The organism is Patescibacteria group bacterium (genome assembly GCA_041649475.1).
Taxonomy (GTDB): domain Bacteria; phylum Patescibacteriota; class Patescibacteriia; order Magasanikbacterales; family GWA2-37-8; genus JBAZNA01.
Window position 1 is genome coordinate 263,042 of record JBAZNA010000001.1, and the last position, 26,593, is coordinate 289,634.

Consider the following 26,593-nt stretch of genomic DNA (forward strand, 5'->3'; position numbering starts at 1 on the left):
ATGCCCGACAAACTCATAATTAAAGGCGCAAGGGTGCATAATCTCAAAAATGTAGATATTGAGATACCCAAAAATAAATTGGTGGTCATTACCGGTTTGTCCGGTTCGGGCAAAAGCAGCTTGGCTTTTGACACCATCTATGCCGAAGGACAGAGGCGCTATGCCGAGTCCTTATCATCTTACGCGCGCCAGTTTATGGAAGTGCGTGACAAACCGGACGTGGATAGTATAGAAGGGTTGTCGCCGACTATTGCCATTGACCAGAAAAGCTATACGCAAAATCCGCGTTCAACCGTGGGCACGGTAACCGAAATTTATGATTATTTGCGTTTGCTCTTTGCTCGCATTGGCCAGCAATATTGTCCGGATGATCATGTGCCGGTTGAGTCATATACAGCCGGAGAGATTGTTGAAGAAGCCAGAAAAAAAGCCAGAATCAATCCGGAGATTTTAATTTTATCGCCTTTGGTGCGTGGCGCGCATGTTTCCCACGGCCAGCTTTTGGATCAGGTGGAAAAGTCAGGGCACGAGTGGGTGCGAGTTAATGGCGAACTGCTTAAAATAAACGACTTGGCCGAATATGAATTTTCAGATAAAAAATTATACAATGTTGAGTTATTGATTGGTAAAATTACCGATTACCGCAAACAGGACATCGCCAAAATGGTTGATATGGCCCTTGATTTGAGCAATGGCCTGGCGGTTGTCAGTAATAGTGAAGAAAAGTTATATTCCACCTCCGGCATCTGTCCGAAATGCAAAAAAACAATGCCGGTTTTGGATATGCGCAGTTTTAGTTTCAACAGTCCGTATGGGGCTTGTCAGCGTTGTACCGGTTTGGGTATTACTTTGGAGGTTGATGCTGATTTGGTAATTCCCAACGACAGATTAACCTTGGCCGAAGGGGCCGTTCAACCGTGGATGAGAATTACCGGCAATCAAAATTGGTATCAGAAAATTCTGACAGCCGTGGCCGAGCGCTATAATTTTTCCACCAACACGCCGGTTCGGGATTTGCCGGAGAAAATAAAAAAGATAATTCTCTACGGAACGGGCGAGGAGTATTATGATTTGGACGGAAAAAGGGCAACCTTTCCGGGTGTGATTCCTAATTTAATGCAGAGGCATCTGGAAACGGATTCAGAATATGTACGCAAAGAGATTGAACAGTATATGCGCGAGGTTATCTGCCCGGTATGCCACGGCAAGAGATTGCGTCAGGAGTCTTTGGCCGTAAAAATCGGGGAGCATAATATCGCCGATTTGTCGTCAATGAGTGTTGAAGATAATATTATTTTTTTCAAAAAAGAAGTCGCCAACATTATTGGTAATAAACCGGGCGCCGGTTTAAATCAACAGCAAAAAGCAGTGATTGCCAAACCGATTATTAAAGAAATTACCCAAAGAATACAAGGACTGGATGATGTTGGTTTAAGTTATCTGGCCTTGGACAGAGCCATGAACACACTTTCCGGCGGAGAAGTAACCCGCACCCGTTTGGCCACCCAGCTTTCAACCGGACTAATTGGAGTTATATATATTTTGGATGAACCTTCAATCGGTTTGCATCCGAAAGACAATGGCCGCTTAATCGCCAGCTTGAAATCTTTGCGCGACATGGGAAATACCGTGATTGTGGTTGAGCATGACAGCGCCATGATGCTCGCCGCCGATTATGTGGTTGATGTTGGTCCGGGCGCGGGCATTGAAGGCGGAAAAATAATGGCCAAAGGCACGGTCGCGGAAATTAAAAAATCAAAAAATTCTTTGACCGGGGCGTATTTGTCCGGCCGGGAGAAAATTGAATGCACCAAAGAAAAAGCCGCGCGCGGTGCGGGCGCCAAAGCGGATAAGAAAAATTTGAAGGCAATAAAAATCACCGGCGCCAAGGCCTATAATTTAAAAAATATTGATGTTGATCTGCCGTTAGGAAAATTGGTTTGCGTGACCGGTGTTTCCGGCTCGGGCAAATCAACTTTGGTAATAGATATTTTAGGCAAGGCCCTGGCTAAGAAATTTTATCGCGCCAAAGACGAACCGGGCGCGCACAAAAGCATCTCCGGCACGGAAAATATTGATAAAGTTATTACCATTGACCAGTCGCCAATTGGGCGCACGCCACGATCTAACCCGGCTACCTATACCGGCGTGTTTACTTTAATTCGCGACTTGTTCGCCGATTTGCCGGAAGCGCGCATGCACAGTTATGACGCGGGCAAGTTCAGCTTTAATGTCAAAGGCGGAGGCAGGTGCGAGGCCTGTGCCGGCGAGGGCTATGTGCGCATCCCGATGCAATTTTTGGCCGATGTTTATGTGCAGTGCAGTGAATGCGGCGGTGCGAGATATAATCGCGAGGCGCTGGAAATTCATTACCGCAATAAAAATATTTCCGATGTTTTGAACATGACCATTGATGAGGCCTATAACTTTTTTAATGACATTCCCAATATTGCCGACAAGTTGAATGTCTTGCGCAAAGTTGGTTTGGGGTATATTCAGTTGGGTCAGCCGGCAACCACACTGTCCGGCGGTGAGGCCCAGCGCGTTAAATTAGCCACTGAACTTTCTCGTGCTTCCACCGGCAGTACTTTATATATTTTAGACGAGCCGACTACCGGTCTGCATTTTGAAGATATAAAACATTTGCTTCAGGTCTTGAATCAGTTGGTCGCCAAGGGGAACACTGTTCTTATTATTGAACACAACTTGGATGTCATTAGATGCTCTGATTGGATTATTGATATGGGGCCGGGCGGAGGCCGACACGGGGGAGTGGTTGTAGCCAAAGGCACGCCGGCGGATGTGATGAAAATTAAGACCAGTTGGACAGGGAAATACCTAAAGGAATAGAATTAAAAAACAAAAAAGAGGGAGTAGTAATTGTCTTTAAGCGGGTTTGACCGCCACAGCGGTCACCCTGAGCCTCGCGGCGAGGAAAGCGAAAAGATAATTACTACTCCCTCTTTGATTATATATTTTTATTTTTTTTCCTTCAAACGTCTCTTAAACATCGGGTCTCTTAAGTAGTTTAATTTCGCTCTGCGGACGTCGTATTGTTTCACGACTTCAATCTTGTCAACGACCGGTGAGTGGATTGGGAAGATTTTTTCTACACCCACGCCATTGCTGATTTTTCTGACGGTGATGGTGCCGCCGGCTTCCTGGCCGTGTTTGGCCGCAATAATCGTACCCTCAAAAACCTGGATACGTTCTTTTTCTTCGCCCTTGGCATTTAATTCTTTGATTTTTTGATGAACCTTTACGACCATGCCTGGTTTGTAAATGGTTTCGGTCTGTGTGGTTTCGGTCATATTTAGAAAAACAAGTATTTAATTGGTTGCTTTATCCTATACTAATTCAGCTTTTTTGTCAACAATGAACTTGGCTACCTTATCAACGGTTTCGGAGAGTTCACCTTCTTTATTTACTACTCTAAAATCGTAATTTTTTGATTGTTCCACCTCGTTTTTGGCCTGTTCAAGCCGTTTGGCAATAATTTTTGGATCGTTTATGCCGCCGCGCCTCTCAATTCTCTCTTTTAAAACTTCCATGCTTTCCGGCATTAAAAATACCGACAAACTGGGGAAGCCGGCCTTATCAATGTTTTCTTTGCCGTGCACCTCAACATTGGTAAAGACAAAATCATATTTTTTTAGAGGTTCTTCAAGATTTTTTCGTTCAACCCCGTAATAATTGTCGGAGTAGATGTTGTGTTCAATAAATTTATTTTCATTTAGTCGTTTTTTAAATTCATCCGGGCTGACAAAAAAATACTCAATACCGTTTTGTTCGTGCGGCCGGGGCGGACGGGTAGTGGTGGTGGTCAGGCGCACTGAATTGGGAAATTTTTTTATCAGCTCTCTGATAACCGCATCTTTGCCGCCGCCGGAAGGGGAGGAGATGATTATAAGTTGGCCCATAAAGTTAAATTATTTTAAAAGTTTTAAAAATTCGCTTAGTTTTTTTGGCAGGGGTGATTCAAATGATTGTTTTTCATTTTTCAAATCAGTGAATTCCAATTTTACAGAATGTAAAAATAATCGGCCCAGTTTTTCGTCCCAGGTTCGTTTTTGTTTTTTGTTTAAATACAGCTGGTCGCCGACCACCGGATTGCCATAGGCGAAGAAATGGGCGCGGATTTGGTGCATACGGCCGGTGTGGATTTTTACGCGCAATAGTGTAAAATTTACAAATCTTTTTTCTATCCAGAATTCAGTTTTAGCTTCTTTAGTATCAGATTCATCAAACGGAACTGCAGCCATACGATCTTCGGTTCGGGATCTTCTTAAAGGAAAATTTATTTCGCCCCAATCTTTTGCTACTTTGCCATGTACCAACACTGTGTATTCTTTATTTATGGTTCTATCTTTAAATTGTTTTTTTAGATGTTCAAACATCGGTTGCGTACGGGCAACCACTAATAGGCCGGATGCCTCTTTATCCAATCTATGCGCAATACCCGGACGAATTGGATCATCGCCAACTTTTTTTACTTCCGGATATTTTTTGATTAGAAATTCAGTGAGCGCGTTTTTTTCTTCAGCCATGGTGGGGTGGGTAAGCATACCGGTGGGCTTATCAACTACGATGTATTCCGGAGTTGCGGCGATGATTTTTACGGGTTCGAGTTTTTTTGTTGTTTTGCCTGCTTTATTTTGTGATTTTAAATTTTTTGTAGTTTCGGATTTAGCGATTTCAATTTTATTGCCTTCAATCAATCTGTCTCCCGCTTTTTTGGGCAGTTTTCCGTTTACCGTCACAAAATTTTGTTCAATTAATTTTTGCACTTGTGACCGGCTCATTTCCAGTTTGGCGGATAAAAAAATGTCGAGGCGGGTGCCTGAAAATTTAGAATCAACTATCACATTATTTTTAGGTGAAACCATAATGTGCGCTCGGATGGACTCGGACCATCGACCCCTGCCTTATAAGGGCAGTGCTCTAACCAACTGAGCTACGAGCGCGTTTGAGGTGTTTAAAAACTGCGACTAGTATACCATTTTCCTTTATTTTTTCAAGAGCTGACTGCGTCTTTAAGGGTTGCCAAACCAACGCCGAATTGCTAGAATACCCGCACCAAATATGTCTGACTTTAATACAAAACTGTTTTTCAAGATAAATAATCTGGTCGGCAAGAATAGATATTTTGATGCCTTTAGCAAGGCCGGAGCCGAATGGGTGATAGTGACTATGATCGGCTGGTATGTTGCCGCCGACTTTTTATATAATTTGCCCAGCAAACGGCTGACTTTTTGGCCGATTGCGTTTTTAGGATTGGCCTGGTCAATCGGCTGGCTGATTAATCTGTTTATTGGCATGCTAGTGCGCGAACCGCGGCCGCACGTTATTTATCCGCAGGCCAAATTATTGTTTCAGCCGCTGATGAGTTGGAAGTCGTTTCCTTCCGACCACACCATGTCCGCTTTTCTCATTTTTTTCATGGCCTTGATTTTTCATCTGCCCGGAGCCTGGGCGCTACTGGTTATGGCCTTGTGGGTGGCTTGGGGCCGGATTTATGCCGGCGTGCATTATCCGTTTGATATTGTCGGCGGTTTTGGCGTCGCGCTTTTTATGTCTGCTGTCTCATACTATATATTATTGGCAATCTTTTAGATATGTTGGATAATTGGAAAATTTTAAAAAAAGAAACCGCGTTTAAAAATAAATGGCGGCAGGTTGATAGGTGGGATATTCAGTTCCCCGACGGATCACAAAAAGATTTTTATTTTACCGTCAGTCCTGATTTTGTATTTGTTATCGCGCTCGCGGCGGATAAAAATATTGTTTTGATTAATCAATATTTTATCCAGTCCGATGAAAATGTTTTGACCCTGCCTGCCGGATATCTTGATGACGGTGAAACTCCACTCGCGACAGCCAAACGGGAGCTCTTGGAAGAAACCGGCTACGAAGCGAAAGAATGGATGGAACTGGGGACGCAACATGCGGGTAAATGGACCACCAACAAGGTTCATTTTGTCCTGGCGTTAGGCGCTTATAAAAAAGGTGAGCAGGATTTGGAGGTTAGTGAGTATATAGAAGTGATTGAAAGGAGCGTGACGGATGTTAAAGAAATGTTAAGAGCAGGAAAATTTGGTGAAGTTTACGCCGTTGCCGGCTTGTATCTCGCTTTAGATTATCTAAATAAATTATAAAAACATTATATCTTATGATATAAACTCATTCATTCGGAAATGAAATTATAAATAATTTCATTTCTCTCATTCATTTCGTTTATGAACGCAATCATTCTTTGCGGCGGTTTGTCCACGCGCTTAAAAGACATCACCAAAAGCATTCCGAAAATCTTGCTTGATATAAAAGGCCGGACGGTTTTGGATTGGCAACTGGAGAAATTAAAAAAAGTCGGGATTAACGAGGTGGTTTTGGCGGCCGGACACCTGTCGGATGTTTTGCAAACCATGGTGGGCGAAGAGCGGCTGGGTGTGAAATTGATCTACGCCATTGAACCGGAACGGCTCGGCACCGGCGGCGCCATAAAATATGCCTGGAGTTATACACCGCACCAAGCTGACCCGGTTATTATTTTAAACGGCGACATTCTCACGCACATTGATTTGGGCGACATGATCGGCAAATTAAAACCGGAAAGCGAAGGTTTGGTTTTGGGATCAAAAGTTGACGATGCTTTTACCTATGGCACTTTGGAGTTTGATGCCAAAGATAATCACCTGAAGCAGTTTAAGGAAAAAGCCGGTTTGCATGAACCGGGCTACATCAACGGCGGTTTTTATATTTTCAATAAATCCGCCAAACAGTATTTTCCCAATCAAAACGCCTTTAGCATTGAATATGACGTTTTTCCGTTTATGAAAGATCTGTTCGTATATCCGTCGGATGAACCGTGGATTGACATCGGCGTGCCGGAGCGTCTGGAGTGGGCCAAAAATAATTGGACTCAAAGTTAAATATGTCTTTTAATAAAAAAGTCACGGTGATTTCGGTCTTGATAATTTTGGGCATGGCCGCCTACGGCGCCCTGCGTGTTTATAATAAATTGCATCCGAAATTTACTCCAATTCCAGCAAAGCCCGAGTTGACTATTACCATTATTCCGGGTTGGAATTTAGGCCAGGTTGAGGATTATTTTATCAAGCAGGGCTTGGCCAAGGGTCCGTTTTTGGACAAAATAATGGTGCCGCCGGCAATTGAAATTTCACTAAAGCGTTCTTTGCCTGCGGATATCTTGACTGATCCGGATAATCCGCCTTTAAAAGTTTTAAAAGACAAGCCATGGTTTGTCAGTTATGAAGGGTATTTGGCGCCGGATACTTACCGGGTTTTTGCGGACGCGTCTATTACCAGCACCCTGATGAAATTAATTAAAGAACGCGATTCGCAATTTACGGAAAAAATGTATCAGGACACGGATGATTTTTGGCGCCGTGTTTATAATAACAAAATCGAGACGCCTTTGAACGTTCACCAGCTTTTGACCATGGCCAGCATAATTGAAAAAGAAGTCAGGGATGGTGCAGACAGGGTGAAAGTGGCGGATATTTTATGGCGCCGATATTTAAAGGGCTGGGCATTGCAGGTTGATTCCAGTGTGCATTACGCGGTTGATAAGAGTGGCACTGTTTTTACCACTGACAAGGAACGAAGCATTGATTCGCCGTGGAATACCTATAAATATCCGGGCTTGCCGACCGGACCGATTTGCAACCCGGGCTTGTCGTCAATTATGTCCGCGCTCTATCCGGAGCCGAATAATTTTTGGTATTTTATGACTGATAAAGACGGGCAGGTGCATTATGCGAAGACGCTTGATGAACAGAATTATAATGTAAATAAGTATTTGCGCTAGTATGCTCACTTCCACATTTGACTACCAATTACCAAAAGAAGCGATTGCCCAAGTGCCGGCTGAACCGAGGGATTCTTCCAAGCTGATGGTGGTTGATAGAAAAGATAAAACAACCCAGGATCGGAATTTTTCTGATATTGGCGAATATCTGGGAACAGGCGATTTGCTGGTTTGGAATAACACCAAGGTCTTTAAAGCGCGTCTGCGCGGACAGATTACGTTGGACGAAGCGGCCGACGGCATTGATAAAAAAATCAAATCAACCGATAAAATTTGGAACTCGGCGCCGGTGGAGATTTTTTTAATCAGGCCCACGGAAAACAACAAGGTCTGGAAAGTGCTGGCCAAGCCGGGGAAAAAATTGCGATTGGGAATGAAGGTTGTTTTCACCGAAGATTTTTTTTGTGAGGTTTTACTGGGGGAAGATGATGGAACTTTTTTAGTGCAGTTTGATGATGACGACATGGCAGTGCGGGCCAAGGCGAACAAATACGGCGAGGTGCCGACGCCGCCGTATATCAGCGTTGGCATGGGTGATAATCTGGAAGACAAGTATCAGACCGTTTACGCTTCGCGCGAGGGTTCGGTGGCCGCGCCTACGGCCGGGTTTCATTTTACGCCGGAGTTGATTGAAAAATTGGAAAAGAAAGGCGTGCAATTTGCCGAGGTGACTTTGCATGTCGGTCTAGGGACATTTTTACCGGTTAAAACCGAAAAAGTTGAAGATCATAAAATGCACAGCGAGTGGGTGGAGGTGACGGCAAAGAACGTTGATTTGATAAATCAAGCCAAAGCGGAGGGCAGACGAGTGGTGGCGGTTGGAACTACGACCGTGCGGACGCTGGAAGGAATTGTGATGCTACAAAAAAATATGAGCGGCACGCCGCCGCAGTTAAAACCTTATTCGGGCGATATAAATATTTTTATCACCCCGGGGTTTGAATTTAAAGTCGTTGATGTTTTGATTACGAATTTCCATTTGCCGAAGTCAACGTTGCTGATGCTGGTGTCGGCTTTTGTTGGTGATACACAGTTTATATTAAATTGTTATCAAAAAGCCATAAATTTTGGCTATAGATTTTATAGTTTTGGCGACGCAATGCTGATAAAATAAACCAGCGATTTATTTTTAGATTATTAGTGAGCAAACAAAAAACCACCTGCTCGTTACTTTCCAACCCTATTGAAAAGTATCGAGCATTACAGGTGGTTTTTTTATTACCTCGCCGCCACACCCCAAAATTCGGGTGTGGCGGGAGGATGGACCGCTACGGGAACATCGCGTCGTACATCGCGATGACCGTCTCATGGACGCTCTCGGCCACGAGACGCTCGCGATCGTAGGCCGCGACTCCCAGCTGGACGTCGTATTCGCCCGGATCGAGCTTGATGCTGGCGAGCTCCTCCGGCGTCAACTCGAAGGCGAACTGGAGTGCTGGTTGGGTGGCCAGTGAGCCCGGCTCGTTGATGTAGTGAAAAACTGCGGCCACCATCTCGAGCCGGTCGGGCGAGACCGCGAGACCAAGCTCCTCGTTCAGCTTGCGGATGGCCGCGTTCTTGGGGAGCTCATCCTTCCCCGCCCGCCCGCCGAACCACCACGCTCCGCGCCGGGGCTGGCACCGTCGCGTGGCCAGGTAGAAAAGCTTGGCCGCCTTGTTCACGCCGACGATGTCGACAACGTAGATCGGCATGAGCAACTTGATTGGCTCAAAAAGCTGGTCCGGAATCCGTTCGTACTGGCCGACACCGGCCCCTTCGTCGATCACTGTTATGACCGGCAGAAACCTAACCTCGACTGTCATGGCCCCCTCCTTTCTTGGGAGTTGAGGGTTTGGTCCGTTTTTGGCGAACTGACAATGGTAACATTGCTAAAAGGTTTTGTCAAGATCTATACACTCATAAATAAAAAATCCGAGCTTGCGCCCGGATTTTTTAAATATATTTTTTTAACCTTCCACCGTCACACCCATATTTCTGGCCGTGCCTTCCACCATCTTCATTGCCGCTTCAACCGTGTGGCAGTTTAAGTCAGGCATTTTCTTTTCGGCAATCTGACGAACCTGGGCCTTGGTGATTTTGCCAACCTTATCTTGTAACGGCTTGGCCGAACCTTTGGCGATTCCAGCTGCTTTCTTAATCAATTCCGGCACCGGCGGGGTTTTCATTATGAAAGTGAAACTTCTGTCTTCATAGATTGAAATAACCACCGGTACTATTTCGCCTTTTTTGTCCTGGGTTTTCTCGTTAAATTCCTTGCAAAAGCCCTGGATGTTTACGCCGTGCTGGCCCAAAGCCGGACCGATTGGAGGCGCCGGGTTGGCAGCTCCGCCCGGGATCTGCAATTTGATCTGTGTGAGTAGTTTTTTAGCCATATATATTATTTATTATATTTTTTTAACTTGCATCGCGTCCAACTCAACCGGGGTTTCGCGTCCGAACATGGTGATTAACACCTTGATCTTGCCGCGTTCTTCGTCAACATTATTAATTTTTCCTTCAAAATTCTTAAATGGTCCGTCGGTAATGCGCACTGGGTCATTAATTTCCAGATCAATTTTGTGTTGGGGTTCGGCCGCACTCATGCGTTTGAGCAAGTTGTCAACTTCGGATTGATCAACCGGAGTAGGGGTGGTGCCGGAACCGACGAAGCCGGTGACATTGGGGGTATTTCGCACCACATACCAGGAGTCATCGGTTACGACCATCTCCACCAGAATATACCCGGGGAAGATTTTTTCGTCAACCGTAGTCCGCTTACCATTTTTTATTTTTATCTTTTTTTCTTTTGGAACCAAAACATTAAAAATTTTATCCTGCATGGCAAATGACTCAATACGCTGTTCCAAATTGTGTTTTACATTTTCTTCATAGCCGCTGTAGGTGTGAAGCACATACCAGCGCTTGCCGAGGTTTAACGTCTGTTTAGCCATACATTCTCCTTATTATTTGGTAATTAAAGTTGTTATACCTGAATTAAAAATATAATCCAGCAAACTGAAAAAAACAGCAAAGCCCAAGCTTAAACCGATAACCAAAACACTGTAGTTAATGGTCTGTTTTTTGGTCGGCCAGCTCACCTTTTTCATTTCATGAAATGAACCGACAAAGTAATTTTTTATTGCCTCTATCATATTATGGGTGTTTAATTTTAGTATTTAAAAACGGCCCTGGGCCGTATTAATGCTCAAAATATACCACAACCCCTTAAAGTTGTCAAGTTTTGGTTAAATATCCAGGTTCTGCACTTGTTTGGCATGGGTCTGGATGAATTTTTTGCGCGGTTCAACCTCATCGCCCATTAAAATCTCAAACATTTCATTGGCTTTCTCCGCGTCATCAACCGTCACGCGCTTCATCAACCGGTGAGCCGGATCCATAGTGGTATCCCAAAGCTGTTCGGCATCCATTTCTCCCAAACCTTTGTAGCGCTGGATGTTTACTCTTACACCGCCGATTTGCAGGGCCTGGACTTCATCACCGCCTTCACCCTCTTCAGACGTGGTCTCACCCTCAACCGGTTCAACTTTCTCAATTTTGGCTTTGCCCTTTTCTTTTGTCACAGAGGTTTGCAGATCTTTTAAGATTTTTTCCCGATCTTCATCATTAAACGCGTACTGTAAATTTTTTCCATACTTAATGCCGTAAAGCGGCGGCTGGGCGATCAAAATATGTCCGCCGGTGATTAGAGCGGGGAAGTATCTGTAGAAGAAAGTTAGAAGCAGGGTGCGGATGTGCGAACCATCCACATCAGCATCGGTCATAATTATGATTCGGTGATAGCGGAGCTTGGCGATGTCAAACTGTTCGCCGATGTTTGTGCCCAAGGCAATGATTAAAGATTTTAATTCATTGTTGGTTAAAATTTTGTCCAAGCGGGCGCGTTCAACATTCAAAACTTTTCCGCGCAAGGGCAAGATGGCTTGGTGCTCGCGGTTGCGTCCTTGTTTGGCGCTGCCGCCGGCCGAGTCGCCCTCAACAATAAACAATTCCGAGTCCTCAGCGTTGCGGCTGCTGCAGTCGGCTAACTTGCCCGGCAGAGTGAAGCCCTCCAAAGCGCCTTTGCGCAAAATGGTATCGCGGGCGATCTTGGCCGCATTGCGGGCTTTAGCCGCCAACACGCATTTTCCGATAATGGCTTCGGCGTCTTTTGGATGTTCTTCCAAATAAATCAAGAATTCATCATTCATTATTGTCTCCACCGCGGTTTTAACCTCGGTGTTTCCCAGCTTGGCTTTGGTCTGGCCTTCAAACTGCGGTTCTTTCACTTTTACGGAAATGATAGTATTTAAACCCTCGCGCACGTCTTCGCCGGTCAGATTCGCATCTTTTTCTTTTAAAATATTTTTATTGCGCGCGTAAGTGTTCAAACTGCGGGTGAGAGCGGTTCTAAATCCGGCCACGTGCGTGCCGCCTTCAAGGTTGAATATGTTATTGGTAAAGGCGAAGAGAGATTCGGTATATTCCTCGCTATACTGTAGGGCGATTTCTACTTTTGTGCCTTCATATTCTTTTTCAACATAAAATATGGTCTCGTTTTTGATTTCTTTATTTTGGTTCAAGTGGCGGACGTAGGAAGCGATGCCGCCTTCAAAATAAAATTGATAACTTAGGTTCGGGTAATTGATGGAAGTTTTATCAGTTTCTTTTTCTGCCGGGCTGCGTTTGTCGGCTATGCTGATTCTGATGCCCTTGGACAAATAAGCCATTTGGCGGACATGGTCAACAATTGTTTTCCATTCATAATCCAGGGTCTCAAAAATTGTATCATCGGCTTTGAAGGTTATAATGGTACCGCGATCTTTGCAGGTGCCAATCTGGTGAACTTTTTTAATCGGATTGCCGATGTGATATTCCTGCACCCAAATTTTGCCGTCGTGGTGAACCTCGGCTTTGGTATAAGAAGATAAAGCGTTTACTACTGACACGCCCACGCCGTGCAAACCGCCGGAGACCTTATAACTGTCGGAATCAAATTTTCCGCCGGCATGAAGTTTGGTCATGACGACTTCCAAAGCGCTGACTTTCATCTGCGGATGAATGTCAACCGGAATGCCGCGGCCGTTATCTTTGACTTCAACTATGTGATCCGGCAAGAGGGTAATGTCAATCTGGTTACAAAATCCGGCCATGGCTTCATCAATGGAGTTATCAACCACTTCCCAGATAAGATGATGCAAACCAACCGGTCCGGTTGAACCGATATACATGCCCGGCCTACGGCGGACTGCTTCCAATCCTTCGAGGACAGTAATGTTTTTGGCGCTGTAACCGCCGTCTGGTTTTTTTAATTCTTTTTTAGGAGCCGATTTTGGTGCCGCTTTTTTTGGCGCTGGTGTGGACTTTTTTTCTTCAATTCTTCCCCTTTGAACTCGTTTAATAGGCATATTTTGATGGCAGGAAAATAGAATTTAACAGGTATATTTTACCACATATCTATGTGTAGGGCAAGGGTTTTGTGGTATAATTATTTACGTATGCTCAATCTCTATAACATCAACAATCATAATGGGTCCACAGCCGTGCCCCCGACCAATCAGGCCAAGAAGAAAGTGAATATTGCCAAATATGAGGATCCGACCAATGAATTTGGCGCCAAGGAATTTATGTATGGCACCTGGTATGTCAAGCACCGGCTGACTTTATATAAAACACTGATTGGTTCTCTTATCGGTCTAAGCGCAATTTTTTGGCTTTTCAGTTTATGGAAATGGGGCGTGTATCTTTTGGATTATAATAAAACCCAGCAACTCCAGCAATCGCTTTCCAGTTCCATAAATTATACCGGCATCCATTCACATTTTTCAGCCCAACCGATTGCCGTTATCAGTTCGCAGGTTTTGCCGTCCGGGCAGAACAAATACGCGGCCGTGGCGCAAGTCATAAATCCCAACGACCGGTTTTTAGTTTTTTTTGATTATTATTTTGTCGTCAACGGACAAAATACTCCGGTGCAAAAAACTTTCCTGCTTCCGGGTGAAAGCCGGCCCCTGTCTTATCTGGGAGTGGAAAATGCCGGCGGCGTTGATTTGGTTTTGGAAAATATCACTTGGCAGAGAATTTCCAGCCACGACGTGGTAAACACCAAAGAATTCCAGGCATACCGCTTGAATTTTACAGTCAGCGATTTTGTTTTCCTAAAGTCGCTGGCCCAGGAAGGCAACAATGCGGACGCGGTGCAGTTTCAGTTGACAAATAACAGTCCGTATAGTTATGTAAATCCTGACTTCTATGTGGTCTTGTCGAGCAGTGGCGGAATGGTTGGCATATTGCCTTTGCATTTGGATTCAATTAAATCTCTTGAAACCAAAAGTGTTGACTTGCGCAGTTTGGCGCCAGGACTATATGTCAGCGATATTGCCATATACCCGATAATCAACGTCTACGACAGTTCGGTTTACCTGTCACCATAAGTATGTTAAACCTGGGCAAGTTTTCCCCGCGCAGTTTTGACTGGAAACTTTTTGTTTCGGTTCTGCTTTTAATTCTGATCGGGCTCTCTGCAATCTACAGCGTTGATCTTTCCCGCGGTTCCGGTCTGGTTGATTTTAAAAAACAATTACTCGCCTTCGGAGTTGGTTTGGTTTTGCTCACACTGGTAAGCATGATCCAATACAAGGTGTGGCAATATTCGGCCAAATGGTTTTTTTTGGCCGCGCTTTTACTTTTGATTGCAGTTTTATTTTTCGGTTCTACCATCCGCGGCACGCGCGGCTGGTTTGCTTTTACCGGCTTTTCTTTTCAGCCGGTTGAGGTGGCAAAAATCGGAATTATTTTAATGCTCGCTTATATTATTTCAAAATTCGGACGGCGTTTTGAGCGGCCCCTGTTTTTTTTCGGCACTTTGGTCATCACTCTGGCGCTGATTTTTTTGGTAATGCTTCAGCCGGATTTGGGCTCGGCGGTTCTCCTGGGCGCGATTTGGTTCGGCCTGATGTGGGCGGTCGGTAGCCGGCGTCTTTTTTTAATTTTATTGGTGTCGGTAATTATGGCTCTTGGTGTCAGCGGCTGGTTTTTCTTTTTGAAAGATTATCAGAAAGACCGCATCACCACTTTTATCAATCCGAGCAGGGATCCGCTCGGATCCGGATACAACATAACTCAATCCACGATTGCCATCGGCGCCGGCAAATTATTTGGCCGCGGTTTGGGTTTTGGCTCGCAAAGCCAGATGAAATTTTTGCCGGAAGCGCAAACCGACTTCATATTTTCCGTAATCGGCGAGGAACTTGGTTTGGCCGGAGTGTGTCTGCTCTTGGTTTTATTCGGCATCATTTTTTGGCGGTTGATTGTTTTGATCAGAAGCGCTGAAGATGACTTTGTTTCAGCGGCCGCCACCGGCATTTTGATATTGTTTTTTGTCCAATTTATAACCAATGTCGCCGCAACCATCGGTCTTTTGCCAATCACCGGCGTCACCTTGCCTTTTGTCAGCTATGGCGGCTCATCGCTGATTATTAACCTGTTTTTGGTGGGACTACTGGAAAGCATGCAGGTTAAAAAGTATTAATATTGACATTTTTAGCAAAATAATTTAGAATTAGTGCACTAGCGCAAACTATGCCTCTTAACACAATCGGTCAGGAATCTTGGCGAAAAACCTTAAAATTTATCAGCCAATGCCCGGTTTGCGGCAGGGAGTACAAAAAAGAATCGGCTAGGCAATTTGCCAACAAAAATAAAGCTCAATTTATCCATCTTGGCTGTGACGGTTGCAAAAGCAATTTTATGGCCGTGATAATGATTTTGGGCACAGGCATCAGCACCCTGGGCATGGTCACTGATCTGGGTTTTGAAGATGCCAAGCGGTTGTATGAACAGGCGCCGCTTTCCATTGATGACGTAATTGAAGGACATAAAAATATTAAACATAAAGATTTTTTTAATCAACTTTTCGTATGACCTTTAAATTAACTGCAAACGAGAGAACTGAAAAAGGAGAAAAAGTGAGAAGCAAGACCGTAATTCCGGCCGTGGTTTATGGCGCCGGTTCCGAGTCCGTTTCTTTGGCATTGAACTATGAAGATTTTGCCAAATTATACAAAGAGGCCGGCGAGGCCAGCTTGGTTGATTTGTCAATCGGTTCAAAAAATGAAGGCAAGGTTTTGATCCACGATATTCAATATGATCCGGTGACAGACAGAATCATCCATGTTGATTTGCGCCGCATTGATATGAATAAAGCCATGACCGCCACGGTTGAACTGCGCTTTACCAGCGAGTCGCCGGCTATCAAAGAGCAGGGTGGTACCTTGGTGCATAACATTGATGAGGTAGAGGTAACCTGTTTGCCGCAAGATTTGGTTTCCCACATTGATGTTGATTTGTCTATTTTGAAAACATTTGATGACGCGATTAAAGTAAAGGACTTGAATGTGCCGAAGGGCATTACCATCACCAGCCCGCACGCTGAAGACCTGGTTGTCAAAGCGGCTCCGGCTTTGACCGAAGAAGAAATCAAGGCCATGGAAGAAGCCGCCAAGCCGGCTGACTTGTCTGCCATTGAAGTATCCGGCAAGAAACCGGAAGAGGGCGAGGAAGGTGAAGCTGCTGCGGCAGAGGGCGAGGCGGGCAAAGCCGAAGCTGGCAAAGCCGCCCCGGAGTCAGTTGCGAAAGAAGAAAAGAAAAAAGAATAAATATGAAAGAAAATGGTTGCCTCAAGCGACCATTTTTGATATAATAATTTTACTATGAATAAACAAATGCTTTTTTGGGGATCTTTGGTGGCGACAGTGCTCATCGCGATTTCGGTTGGGGTATTTTTTTATTATATCCCTCTGCAAAACGAGGTAGAGGCCGCGTCCCGCGTTGCGGTCGTGTCCAAACCAAAATACATAAACGAGTTTGACGGTCAAGCTGTGTCTCTTAAAACCGATATTGATCCGCAGGTGATTGCGATTATGATTGATAACCAAACCGACGCGCGGCCGCAACTTGGTTTAGCAAAAGCAAAAATAGTTTATGAGGTTCCGGTTGAAGGCGAGTTTACCAGATACATGGCGCTGTATGATAACAAACAAAACCTGGCGCAAGTGGGACCGGTGCGAAGCGCGCGCACCTACTTCCTTGATTGGCTGGGAGAATATGGGCGGGGATTATATATGCATTCCGGCGGATCACCCGATGCCTTAAATCAAATTTTACAGAGAAATATTTTTGATGCCAACGAATTTTCCTGGGGCAGTTATTATTGGCGTGACGCCGGCAAAAGCGCGCCGCATAATTTATATACAAAAAGTTTGGCCTGGCAATCGCTTGTTACTTTGTACAGCACCTCAACCGACAAAATGCGGCCGGGTAGCGGTTGGAAATATCTAACCACTATCGGTAAGCCGACATCCGCGCAAAATGCAGTTAAAATTACTTATGATCCGAGTTATATCGTCAGCTGGCAATATGATGTGAAGGCAATGAGTTATGTGCGGTATATAAACGGAGTACAGTATCTGGATGCTGATGGTTCGCAGGTGCGCGCCAGAAATATTTTGGTTCAATATGTTTCAGTTAGTGTTTTAGACAGTGAAGGACGAAAAGGCATAACTACAATTGGCACCGGCAAGGGCTATGTGTTGGAAAAAGGCAATGCCATTATTGCTACTTGGAAGAAAAAATCTTTAACTGACCGGACGCGATTTTATACCAGTCAAGGCAAAGAAGTTACCCTTTTACCGGGAACAACCTGGGTGGAAGTAGTGCCCAGTGACGGGAAAGTTAACCTAACGAGCGGTAAAGTCAAGAATTAATTTTTTATAATCACAGTCCTGTCCAGCCCGGACAGGTCTTTTTTTATCTCAAATTCGGCTTGGGGCAGGTATTTTTTTATAAGTTCCGGAATTTTGTCTGCCTGGGCCGGGTCAATTTCCAAAAATACAGTAATGTGATTCTTTAGTTGCCGGATTTGTCGTAAAAGGTTTTCATAAATTGCCAGACCGTTTGTGTTGTCTGCGATTAAAGCGATTTTTGGTTCTTTTTTAATTGAGGGCTCGCGGTTGAATTGTTCCCGGGTAAGGTAGGGGAGATTGGCGGTGATGATTAAGCGATGGGATTGATCAAAATCAGGCAGTGATTTAAGCAAATCACTGTGCATGAAGTTTATTTTTACGCCATGTTGAATGGCGTTTATTTTGGCCACGCGCAGGGCTGATTTAGAAATATCAATGGCGTAAACCTTGGTGTTTGCCGGCGCAATAGATTTTAAAATTGAAATCGGAATACAGCCGCTGCCGGTACCTACATCAATTAAAACCGCTCCGGGATTTTTTCGGCATTTATCAATCGCATTTTCCACCAAGAGTTCCGTCTCCGGCCGGGGGATTAAAACATTTTTATCCACATAAAAATCAAGACCGAAAAATTCTTTATGTTTTGTAATCGTTGCCACAGCATAACCCCGGTGATATTTAAATAAAAAATATCTAAATTTTAATCTCTGCCAAAAATTCGGCTTATATTCCGGATGGGTATATAAAAATTCCCGGTTTTTGAGGGTACTGTGGGCGCGCAGCAAATCAAGATCTAAATTATCTGACATATTTTATTAGCTGATCATATTCCAAAAGCCGCGGTTTAAAAACACCCGCCTGTTTCCAGCCGTTTTCTTCAATCGTTTTTTTTAAATTGTCATTTTCTTGGCTGTTATAAAACAAGTATAAATCAGTATAGTTTTCCAGCCTTGCTTCCTTTACCCATTTTTGCGTTTCGTCTTTCGGAAAAGTATGTATTAAATAATTTTTTGTGATCAAATCAAAATCCCAGTCGCGTTTTGCGGCGGACGCATCGGGGTAATAGGGGATATCGGGCATTTGGCCGGTGTAATACCTGTCTATATGGTACTTATCGGAAAAGTGCGTGTATACAACAATTTGTTTTTTATTTTTATTATATTCCTGATTTAAATAAGTGTTGGTTGACCCCCAGTCATTTATTGGCAGTAATTTTGTTAATCCGACAATACCCGGCAAGCTAAACACAAATATGGCGGTTATTAAAATTAAATTAGAATTAATATAAAGATTTAATAAATAGCCGATGATGATAAAAATAAATGGCCAGCTGATTATAAAGAATTTTATATTCCACACATTGAGCATGGTCATTGCCGCAATTGGCAGGACAGCGCTAAAGATTAGCCATTTAAAATTAGGATTAACAGCTTTGGCTTGTTTCTGTTTGAAAATAGCTAAGGCCACGGCCAACAAAAACAGCATCATTATGATCAGGCCAAAATACAAGGGTGACGGGCCGGTGAAAAGCGGCTGTAATGATTGGGCTTTTTCAGCCCACTTGTTACTGATTTGGAAATACCAGGCCTGACCCAGCGAAGGATTTGTGAATTTAAAATAAAAAGAGGGAACAGCCCAAATGAGCCACAACATAACCGGTATGATCACGGTTTTAATCCAGGAAACGGCTCGGGTTTTTTTAAAAACTAACAAATATAGAAATTGACCGAACAAAAGCACGGTCGCGGTCAGGTGAGCGTATAGTAGAAAAACAACTAAAGCCGTAAAAATTATTTTGTTTTTCTTTGCTGCGTTATCTGTTAAAAATATTTCATAGAAATACATTGAGGCGGCAATGGTCAGGAAGATAAAAATTGAATAAACCCGGGCTGTGTCGGAGATAAAAATATGATAAGAACTGATGGCGAGCAGCCCCGCGCCAATCAAGCCGGTTTTGGCATTGAACAATTTTTTGGCGAAAAGATAAATAAAATACACGCTCAATACGCCAAAAATCAAACTCGGCATTCTGGTCCAGAATTCATTGGCCGGAAAAATGTAAAACCAGAGCTTAAGCAAGAATGTATGAAGCGGGGGATTGGTTTCCCAAATCCAAAATTTGGTAATGCTAAGAAGCCACGGTTTTTGGCTGTAAACAAAGTTAAACATTTCATCGCTCCAAAAATCACCGTAGCGAAAAAGCGCGGCCAAACGCAGAATAAAGGCGAGGCAAATAATCAAAATCAGAGTGAGTTTTGTTTTATTAATCTTCATCGTTTTCCGCCGGTTCAAAAGCAAATTTTTCCGGATGATAATCGGCATCGCGCAGGGCCAAAATAATTTGTTCAAGTTTGCCGTCTAAGATTGTGCCGATGTTGTTCCAGCTCCGGTGAATTCTATGATCCGTGATGCGGTCCTGGGGGTAATTGTAGGTTCTGATTTTTTCACTGCGATCGCCGCTGCCGATTTGTGAACGTCTTTTTTCAGTCAGTTCTTTTTGTTTTTTCTCCTGTTCCATGGCAAAGAGGCGGGCGCGCAGAACGGCCATGGCCTTTTCGCGGTTGGCGGTTTGGGAACGCTCATCCTGGCACTGGACAACGGTATTGGTCGGCAGATGCACGATGCGCACGGCCGAATAAGTCGTGTTCACGCTTTGACCGCCATGGCCGCCCGCGCAAAAGGTGTCAATGCGCAAATCTTTGGGATCAATTTTTATTTCGGTTTCCTCAATCTCCGGCAATACCGCCACGGTGGCCGTTGAGGTATGTATCCGGCCGGATTTTTCGGTTTCCGGAACTCGTTGCACACGGTGTACACCCATCTCGTATTTCAAATCTTTGTAAGCGTTTTTTCCTTTTATGGAAAAAATAACTTCTTTAAAACCGCCGATGCCGATGCGGTTGGCATCAACCAGCTGGGTTTTCCATTTGTGGTCTTCGGCGTAGCGGCTATACATTCTAAAAAGATTGGCCGCAAAAAGCGCGGATTCATCTCCGCCAACCCCGGCGCGGATTTCAATGATAACGTCTTTTTTGTCCATCGGATCTTGCGGCCGGGTTATTTCTTCAAGCTCCGCTTCAATTTGGATTTTTTTGGCCTGCAAATCGGGGAGTTCGGCCGCGGCCATCTCGCGCAAGCCATCGTCTTTTTCATCGGCTAAAATTAATTCCGTTTCGGCGATGCTTTTTTCCAATCCGTCCAGCTCGTTTATTTTTTCAGCCACCGGTTTGTTTTCGGTATATTCTTGGGAAATCTCTTTTATTTTTTTAGGATCATTAAGCACGGCCTGGTCCTGCAAATCGGCTTCAAGTTTTTGAAATTTATTTTTTAATTCCGCGTACTTCTTTAACATAAGGTATATTTATAAAAAAACAGACCAAATTAATTATAGTCCGTTTTTTCAATTTTATAAAGCTAAGCTTTTTTGGTTGTCTTTTTAGTATCTGCTTTTTTGGCCGCTTTCTTGGCGGTAACCACGGCCTTCTTAACTTTTTTGCCTTTTCTGGCCGCGGCGGCCTTGGTTTTTTTATCGGCACGTTCCTGGAATTTTTCCACGCGTCTGGCCGTGTCCACAAATTTTTGTTTTCCGGTATAAAAAGGATGGCACTTATCGCAGAGCTCAACCCGGATTGCTTTCATTGTACTGCCGGTAGTAAATGTGTTTCCGCAGGCGCAGGTTACGACCGCGTCATTGTGATATTCCGGATGGATGTCTTTTTTCATAATTTTTTGATTGGATATTGAGTTAATCTTGATTATTTAGCCAAAATGTGCTATAATTATAGCATAATTTAAATAATTGTCAACTATCTCTAATTATATGGGATTTTCAGACAAATTACGCGGTTTTTTCGGTAGTTCAAATCCGGATGCAAGCTCTTCTAAAGGACCCGAAAAGGTAAAAAATCGGGCAGATTTTAAAGTTGAAAAAACCGGAGAATTTGGCATAGAGTCGCTAGAAACCAATCCCGAACTGGAGCTTTCTCTTGATGTCTCTAAGCCCATATCCAAAGGAAAAGAACAGGCAGGATGGAGAAATCAAGATCGGGTAAAATCAGATGGCCGGGTAACGGTGTTGTGTGACGGCTTGGGTTCATCAGAGGCCGGTGATGCGGCGGCTGAAGCCGCTTCCAATAAAATTGCCGAACATTTGAATATGGGGGTGGAAGACAGAAAAAAAGAGCCGGTGATGGGGCGTAAATTATCGGTTTTAAGAGCAATGAGAATGGCCGATGCTTTGCGGGCCGGTGATGCGGCGGTGGCGCTAAGCAATGCTGTGGAAAATCAAAAATCAAAGACAACTGCCGTTGCTTTTGAAGTGGTTGTTGACGTTGAGGAAGACGGGACAAAAAATTCAAAATTAATTGTCGGCAGTGTCGGCGATAGCCGGGTGAGTATATTTAGAAAAGGGGAAGGGCTGAAACAAATTACCGAAGATGATTCCTATCTCAAAGCTTTATTTGCGGCGCTGCATATTAAAGTTGATATGAACGATAAAGCGATTCAGCATAAAATATTACGTGAATTTTTAAAAGAAAGTGGAGTACAGATCGGGCAGGCCTTAGATGCGGAATTAAACAAAGCGTGGTCCACCCAAAAGGTTGGCGGGAAAGATGTTCCTTTGACGGTTGGTGAATCAACAATTGGAAAAGCCAGAACAGGGATTATGGGCAAAGCGTTAGAGGGTACAGGGCATCAGCCCAGCGTTAAGGTGGTTGATTTGCGCGAAGGAGATATTATTTTAGGATATACCGATGGTTTATCTGACGGTGCTGAAAATAATGAAATCGCGCAAGTGTTGGAAGCGAACAGCGATAAAAGTTCCGATGAAATTGCGCAACTACTTCTGAAATTAGGCCTGCGTAAACAAGCGGAGGGCGCCAGCAAAAACGATGATGTCAGTATTGAAGTCGTAAAATATCAAGGCCTAAGCCAAAAGGTGGAAGAACTCTCCGATGAGGATTTAATTGAAGAATTAGACGATAAAGATTTGGAAGAAGTCGCCTAACCTTGACTAAAAAAACCGTTTAGTATATAATGCTTTCATAATTTAATCACTCATTCAGCAAACTTTTTCCTCCCTTGAGCCGCTGTCCGCGGACTTCCGGGGTAAGCTGAAGAGGAAGTAATAAGGAAAATATCTATGGCTAAAATGCCAACATTATTGGAAATGCTGAAGGCCGGAGTTCACTTCGGTCATCAGAAATCACGCTGGCACCCGAAAATGAAAGATAATATTTTCGGCGTGAGAAACGGCGTACATATAATCAATCTGGAAAAAACCCAGGAGGAGCTGGAAAAAGCTCTGGAATATGTAAAAACTCTGGCAAGCAAGGGCCAGGTTATTTTATTTGTAGGCACTAAGAGGCAGGCCCGTGAAATAATCAAGCAGGCGGCGGAAAGCTGCGGTATGCCATATTTGGTGGAGCGTTGGATTGGCGGACTCTTAACCAACTTTGATGAGGTTAAGCGCAGATTAAAAAAATATAATAATCTGAAAGAGCAATTTGCGACCGGTGAAATTGAACGCTATACCAAAAAAGAGCAGGTTAATTTGAAAAAACAATTGGAAAAAATGGATAAATATTTGATCGGTTTGGCTAAAATGGAAAAAATGCCGGATGCCCTATACATTGCCGACATGCGTACCGAAAAAACTGCTTTGGCTGAAACCCAGAGGACTGAAGTGCCGGTGGTGGCGGTTTGTGACACCAATACTGATCCGACCAAAGTCAATTATGCTATTCCGGCCAATGACGATGCCGTGAATTCCATTAAGATGATTGCTGATGCGATTGCCGAAGCCGTTAACGAAGGCAAAACCAAGTGGGATAAAGATAAAGCCGAACGGACTGCCGCGGCCGTGAAAGAAAAAGAAGAAAAGAAAACTACAGAACCGGCCAAAAAAGAAAGACGGGCGCTTAAAAAAGAAGAAGCAGTTTAAAATTATAAATTATAACGACTAAGGAGTATGACAAACATTACCGCCACAGATGTGGCAAAACTTCGTTCACAAACCGGCGCCGGGATGATGGATTGTAAGAAAGCTCTTGAGGAAGCGGGCGGTGATATGGATGTGGCCGCTGATATCCTGCGAAAAAAAGGTATTACCAAAGCCGCCAAAAGAGCGGACAAAGTGGCGTCTGAAGGTTTGGTATATGGTTTAAGCACCGGAAAGGTTGGTGCTTTGGTTGAGGTTAACAGCGAAACGGATTTTGTGGCCAATGGAGAAGATTTTATAAATTTCACTAAAGCAGTTACCCAAGCAGTGGTTGATAACAATGTAAACAGTGTTGAAGCGCTTTCTGCTGTAAAACTTCCGTCAGGCCAGACCGTTTCTGAAACTCTTAACGCTCTGACCTTAAAATTGGGAGAAAAAATGAATATCCGCCGAATCGCCAGATTTGAAGGCGATTTGATTTCGGTTTATCTGCATGGCACCAAAATCGGGGTGATGGTTGAGCTATCCGGCGGAGATGTGGCTTTAGGATCTGAAATCGCCATGCATATTGCCGCTGCCAACCCAAAATACTTAACCAGAAGCGAAGTGCCAACTGAAGTGCTTGATAAAGAAAAAGAAATCTATGCTGAACAACTGCGTCAGCAAGGCAAGCCGGATAATATCATTGAAAACATCCTGAAAGGTAAAATGGACAAGTTTTACGGTGAAATTTGTCTGCCGGAACAGCCGTTTATCAAAGATGAAGAAAAGACAATTCAAAAATTATTAACTGAAAAAGGCGCAAAGGTTAAAAAATTTGTGCGTTATGAATTAGGCGAGGGGATTGAAAAAATTGCGAAGAATTTTGCTGATGAAGTGGCGGAGCAGATGGGATAAACCAAAAAAGTTATCCACAGGGCCTTACCGGCCCTGTTTTTTTGTGCTATAATACTGGCGTCGACTCCGCCAAGGAGTAAAAGTTTTTTAAAATTTTAATAATTTAATAAAATAAACTTATGAGAATATCATGGTTAAAAAATTTAATACCTGCTTTTTTGTTGGTGGGTGTTTTAGGTTTTTTATTTTTTCTAATCAACGGTGCTGTTGCGGCTCCAGTTGCTCCCAGAAGTCCAACCTCAACTGTCGTGTCAGCACAGTCCATTTCTCTTACTTGGAGTACAACCACTGCCGATAGTGGACAATATTGGGTTCTACGCAGAGCCACGTCTTCGGTAGGAGTGGGTGGTATAACACACGTAGCCACTTCTTCTACAAGCACAGTTAGCTATACATTTACGGGATTAGCCACTAACACTTTATATTTTTTAGCCGTAGCTTCCGGTGATACTACAGCCGCCACTTCATCTTACGCCACTTCCAGCGCGGTTTACACCTGGGCCGCTACCCCGGGCACTCCCACAGTAACCTCTTCGGCTGCTACCTCTTTAACCATTACTATTAATCCGACGAGCAACCCCACAACCGCTTCCACTACCTATGTGGTGCATGATGCGGTAGCTCATAAATTTTTACAGGCTGACTCTTCCTGGGGCACGGCCACTACTACTCTTACCTATACTCAACTCGGCGGAGCATCAGGCACCACCACCGCTGCCACTGCCAATGCTCACTACACCATCAGTGTAGCGGCGGTCAATGGTGACAGTTCGGCTACCACCAGCTATAGCACCGCGGCCAGTACATACGTAGTTGTCAGTACTCCCTCATCAGCGGCTGTGACTGCGGCTGCTAATGGCTTTACCTTTTCCTGGACCGGCGATTCTGGTTCTGAATTTTATGCCGAAGATGAAACCGGCGCTACCAATAGCGGCTGGACCACAGATACGTCTTATGTGGTTAGCGGTGTAAACTGCGGCACTGCTCACACCTTCAGAGTCAAAGCCAGAAACAGCGATACCACCGAATCCGGCTGGTCTTCTGAAGTTAGCGCTACAACCAACGCTTGTGGTGGCGGTGTTGTAACTGGCGGCGGCGGAGGCAGTGGATCTTCAAGCAATATAGCAATACCAAATGTTCCGGTTTCCAATCTAGCTGCGGCTCAAGCCGCGGCCACAGCCGCCGGCTGTCCGGCTCTTTCTGCCGGTGACATGGTTAAGGTAACCGGCAAAGCAGCCATCTACTCCATAAACAGCAATCTCCAGGTTCTCTATTTCCCTTCTGGAGATGAATTCAAGAGTTGGAATGTTGACAACAGCTATGGCGGCTACAAATCAGTCAGCCAAACCTGTTTTGATGCCCTGTCTGTCCCGTCAAGCTATCCGGGCGCTGTCAATTACCGCCCTGGCTCATATATCGTCAAGAGACCGTCTTCTGACCAGTTATACGTGGTAGAACCGGGCAATGCTCTGGCTACAATCAGCGTTGCTGACGCCAAAGCCCTCTATGGCGACAGCTACAAGGTAATGACTGTAGCTGATCCGTTCTGGCCGCATTACATCAATCGCGGTTCGGCTATCTCCGGCGCTGCCCATCAAGGCATGTTAATCAGCAAAGACACTAAAACCTGGTATGTTGATGCCGGCAATGTCCTGCGTGAAGTGACTGCTAACGGCATGACTGCCAATAGATTCAAGACCAACTTTGTCCATACCGTTGCTGATTCGTATTTGACCGGGTTTACGACTGGGTCGCTCATAAATGATGTCCTATCATCTCTAAGCGATAGAACCCAATAAAATCAAGACAAACAATTACACCCAGCCATTGCGCTGGGTGTTTTTGTCTGCTATAATTTCCTTAGGAATTTAAGATTAATCTTCTATAATTTATGGACAAAAAATTACTCGGCCGTTCGTTTATTCACGCCCTATTGGCATTTGCCTATATTTTTTGCATTGGTCTGTTCTTTAATCATGCCGAACAAATTTTTCCCAGAGAACCGGATATATTGATACCGGTGGTCATGTTATTACTCTTCGTATTATCGGCTGCAATCATGGGTATCCTGATTTTTGGCAAACCCGTCATGATGTATTTGGATAATCAAAAAAAGGATGCACTGAAACTTCTGGGTTACACGGTTGGTTGGATAGCTTTTTTCCTTTTAGCCGTAATTATATTTGTTTTCTTATTTTAATAAATATT

At 44.2% G+C, this 26,593-nt stretch carries 28 protein-coding genes and 1 tRNA gene; 16 read left to right on the forward strand and 13 right to left on the reverse strand.

The window, feature by feature from the left end; genetic code table 11:
• The gene (gene uvrA, locus WC526_01325; GenBank protein MFA5061768.1) at positions 1–2,850 is read left to right on the forward strand and encodes an excinuclease ABC subunit UvrA; all 2,850 of its coding nucleotides are present in this window, start codon (positions 1–3) and stop codon (positions 2,848–2,850) included.
• Positions 2,851–2,978: 128 nt separating this feature from the next.
• Here uvrA and rplS read toward each other — a convergent pair whose 3' ends face one another.
• The 4 genes from rplS to WC526_01345 form a co-directional block, all read right to left on the reverse strand.
• On the reverse strand, positions 2,979–3,311 hold the full coding sequence (rplS, locus tag WC526_01330; GenBank protein MFA5061769.1) for a 50S ribosomal protein L19: 333 nt from the start codon (positions 3,309–3,311) through the stop codon (positions 2,979–2,981).
• Positions 3,312–3,347: 36 nt separating this feature from the next.
• Positions 3,348–3,920 (reverse strand): guanylate kinase, encoded by a 573-nt coding sequence (gmk, locus tag WC526_01335; GenBank protein MFA5061770.1) that lies wholly within the window; start codon positions 3,918–3,920, stop codon positions 3,348–3,350.
• A 9-nt stretch (positions 3,921–3,929) separates the two neighbouring features.
• Positions 3,930–4,886, reverse strand: a complete 957-nt coding sequence (locus tag WC526_01340; GenBank protein ID MFA5061771.1) for an RluA family pseudouridine synthase — start codon at positions 4,884–4,886, stop codon at positions 3,930–3,932.
• A 4-nt stretch (positions 4,887–4,890) separates the two neighbouring features.
• Positions 4,891–4,964: transfer RNA gene (locus WC526_01345), tRNA-Ile, on the reverse strand.
• Between the two features lie 118 nt (positions 4,965–5,082).
• Between WC526_01345 and WC526_01350 the strand changes: the two genes are divergently transcribed.
• From WC526_01350 to queA, 5 genes are all read left to right on the forward strand, one after another.
• Positions 5,083–5,613 (forward strand): phosphatase PAP2 family protein, encoded by a 531-nt coding sequence (locus tag WC526_01350; protein MFA5061772.1) that lies wholly within the window; start codon positions 5,083–5,085, stop codon positions 5,611–5,613.
• A 2-nt stretch (positions 5,614–5,615) separates the two neighbouring features.
• Positions 5,616–6,155 carry an NUDIX hydrolase gene (locus WC526_01355; protein ID MFA5061773.1) on the forward strand — a complete coding sequence of 180 codons (540 nt, stop codon included), beginning with the start codon at positions 5,616–5,618 and terminating at the stop codon, positions 6,153–6,155.
• A gap of 81 nt (positions 6,156–6,236) precedes the next feature.
• Complete coding sequence (locus tag WC526_01360; protein MFA5061774.1) at positions 6,237–6,929, forward strand: sugar phosphate nucleotidyltransferase; 693 nt, start codon at positions 6,237–6,239, stop codon at positions 6,927–6,929.
• 2 nt (positions 6,930–6,931) lie between these two features.
• Complete coding sequence (gene mltG, locus WC526_01365) at positions 6,932–7,828, forward strand: endolytic transglycosylase MltG (GenBank protein ID MFA5061775.1); 897 nt, start codon at positions 6,932–6,934, stop codon at positions 7,826–7,828.
• A 1-nt stretch (position 7,829) separates the two neighbouring features.
• Positions 7,830–8,942 carry a tRNA preQ1(34) S-adenosylmethionine ribosyltransferase-isomerase QueA gene (queA, locus tag WC526_01370; GenBank protein MFA5061776.1) on the forward strand — a complete coding sequence of 371 codons (1,113 nt, stop codon included), beginning with the start codon at positions 7,830–7,832 and terminating at the stop codon, positions 8,940–8,942.
• Between the two features lie 154 nt (positions 8,943–9,096).
• Here the strand turns inward: queA and WC526_01375 are convergent, their stop codons facing one another.
• The 5 genes from WC526_01375 to gyrB all read right to left on the reverse strand — a co-directional run bounded on the left by WC526_01375 (position 9,097) and on the right by gyrB (position 13,212).
• A complete protein-coding gene (locus WC526_01375; GenBank protein ID MFA5061777.1) occupies positions 9,097–9,630 on the reverse strand; it encodes an NUDIX hydrolase in 534 nt (177 codons plus the stop codon).
• 144 nt (positions 9,631–9,774) lie between these two features.
• On the reverse strand, positions 9,775–10,200 hold the full coding sequence (gene rplK / locus WC526_01380) for a 50S ribosomal protein L11 (protein MFA5061778.1): 426 nt from the start codon (positions 10,198–10,200) through the stop codon (positions 9,775–9,777).
• Positions 10,201–10,212: 12 nt separating this feature from the next.
• Entirely contained in the window at positions 10,213–10,758 is a 546-nt protein-coding gene (nusG, locus tag WC526_01385; GenBank protein ID MFA5061779.1) for a transcription termination/antitermination protein NusG, read from the reverse strand.
• Positions 10,759–10,770: 12 nt separating this feature from the next.
• Positions 10,771–10,959, reverse strand: a complete 189-nt coding sequence (gene secE, locus WC526_01390) for a preprotein translocase subunit SecE (protein ID MFA5061780.1) — start codon at positions 10,957–10,959, stop codon at positions 10,771–10,773.
• Between the two features lie 93 nt (positions 10,960–11,052).
• Positions 11,053–13,212 (reverse strand): DNA topoisomerase (ATP-hydrolyzing) subunit B, encoded by a 2,160-nt coding sequence (gene gyrB, locus WC526_01395; protein ID MFA5061781.1) that lies wholly within the window; start codon positions 13,210–13,212, stop codon positions 11,053–11,055.
• 90 nt (positions 13,213–13,302) lie between these two features.
• Between gyrB and WC526_01400 the strand changes: the two genes are divergently transcribed.
• Genes WC526_01400 through WC526_01420 form a run of 5 tightly spaced genes read left to right on the forward strand, consistent with a single transcriptional unit; the run spans position 13,303 to position 17,568 of the window.
• The gene (locus tag WC526_01400) at positions 13,303–14,238 is read left to right on the forward strand and encodes a hypothetical protein (protein MFA5061782.1); all 936 of its coding nucleotides are present in this window, start codon (positions 13,303–13,305) and stop codon (positions 14,236–14,238) included.
• Between the two features lie 2 nt (positions 14,239–14,240).
• The gene (gene rodA / locus WC526_01405) at positions 14,241–15,335 is read left to right on the forward strand and encodes a rod shape-determining protein RodA (GenBank protein ID MFA5061783.1); all 1,095 of its coding nucleotides are present in this window, start codon (positions 14,241–14,243) and stop codon (positions 15,333–15,335) included.
• Between the two features lie 50 nt (positions 15,336–15,385).
• Positions 15,386–15,727, forward strand: coding sequence for a hypothetical protein (locus tag WC526_01410; GenBank protein ID MFA5061784.1), 342 nt, complete (start codon positions 15,386–15,388; stop codon positions 15,725–15,727).
• Positions 15,724–16,461 (forward strand): 50S ribosomal protein L25, encoded by a 738-nt coding sequence (locus WC526_01415; GenBank protein ID MFA5061785.1) that lies wholly within the window; start codon positions 15,724–15,726, stop codon positions 16,459–16,461. The genes WC526_01410 and WC526_01415 overlap by 4 nt, the downstream gene beginning before the upstream one ends.
• A gap of 54 nt (positions 16,462–16,515) precedes the next feature.
• Complete coding sequence (locus WC526_01420; protein MFA5061786.1) at positions 16,516–17,568, forward strand: DUF3048 domain-containing protein; 1,053 nt, start codon at positions 16,516–16,518, stop codon at positions 17,566–17,568.
• Here WC526_01420 and prmC read toward each other — a convergent pair.
• The 4 genes from prmC to rpmE form a co-directional block, all read right to left on the reverse strand.
• Positions 17,565–18,356 carry a peptide chain release factor N(5)-glutamine methyltransferase gene (gene prmC / locus WC526_01425; protein MFA5061787.1) on the reverse strand — a complete coding sequence of 264 codons (792 nt, stop codon included), beginning with the start codon at positions 18,354–18,356 and terminating at the stop codon, positions 17,565–17,567. The genes WC526_01420 and prmC overlap by 4 nt on opposite strands.
• Complete coding sequence (locus WC526_01430; protein MFA5061788.1) at positions 18,346–19,821, reverse strand: glycosyltransferase family 39 protein; 1,476 nt, start codon at positions 19,819–19,821, stop codon at positions 18,346–18,348. Before WC526_01430 ends, prmC begins: the two co-directional genes overlap by 11 nt.
• Positions 19,811–20,899 (reverse strand): peptide chain release factor 1, encoded by a 1,089-nt coding sequence (gene prfA / locus WC526_01435; protein ID MFA5061789.1) that lies wholly within the window; start codon positions 20,897–20,899, stop codon positions 19,811–19,813. Before prfA ends, WC526_01430 begins: the two co-directional genes overlap by 11 nt.
• Before the next feature lie 62 nt (positions 20,900–20,961).
• Positions 20,962–21,270: a 50S ribosomal protein L31 gene (gene rpmE, locus WC526_01440; protein MFA5061790.1), complete on the reverse strand. Its 309-nt coding sequence runs from the start codon at positions 21,268–21,270 to the stop codon at positions 20,962–20,964.
• Positions 21,271–21,367: 97 nt separating this feature from the next.
• On the opposite strand from rpmE, the gene WC526_01445 reads away from it, so the two are divergent.
• The 5 genes from WC526_01445 (at position 21,368) to WC526_01465 (ending at position 26,585) form a co-directional block, all read left to right on the forward strand.
• Complete coding sequence (locus WC526_01445; GenBank protein MFA5061791.1) at positions 21,368–22,555, forward strand: protein phosphatase 2C domain-containing protein; 1,188 nt, start codon at positions 21,368–21,370, stop codon at positions 22,553–22,555.
• A gap of 135 nt (positions 22,556–22,690) precedes the next feature.
• Entirely contained in the window at positions 22,691–23,491 is an 801-nt protein-coding gene (gene rpsB / locus WC526_01450) for a 30S ribosomal protein S2 (protein MFA5061792.1), read from the forward strand.
• A gap of 27 nt (positions 23,492–23,518) precedes the next feature.
• Positions 23,519–24,385 (forward strand): translation elongation factor Ts, encoded by an 867-nt coding sequence (gene tsf, locus WC526_01455; protein MFA5061793.1) that lies wholly within the window; start codon positions 23,519–23,521, stop codon positions 24,383–24,385.
• Between the two features lie 119 nt (positions 24,386–24,504).
• Positions 24,505–26,184, forward strand: a complete 1,680-nt coding sequence (locus WC526_01460; GenBank protein ID MFA5061794.1) for a hypothetical protein — start codon at positions 24,505–24,507, stop codon at positions 26,182–26,184.
• A gap of 92 nt (positions 26,185–26,276) precedes the next feature.
• Positions 26,277–26,585, forward strand: a complete 309-nt coding sequence (locus WC526_01465) for a hypothetical protein (GenBank protein MFA5061795.1) — start codon at positions 26,277–26,279, stop codon at positions 26,583–26,585.
• Positions 26,586–26,593 lie beyond the last annotated feature (8 nt).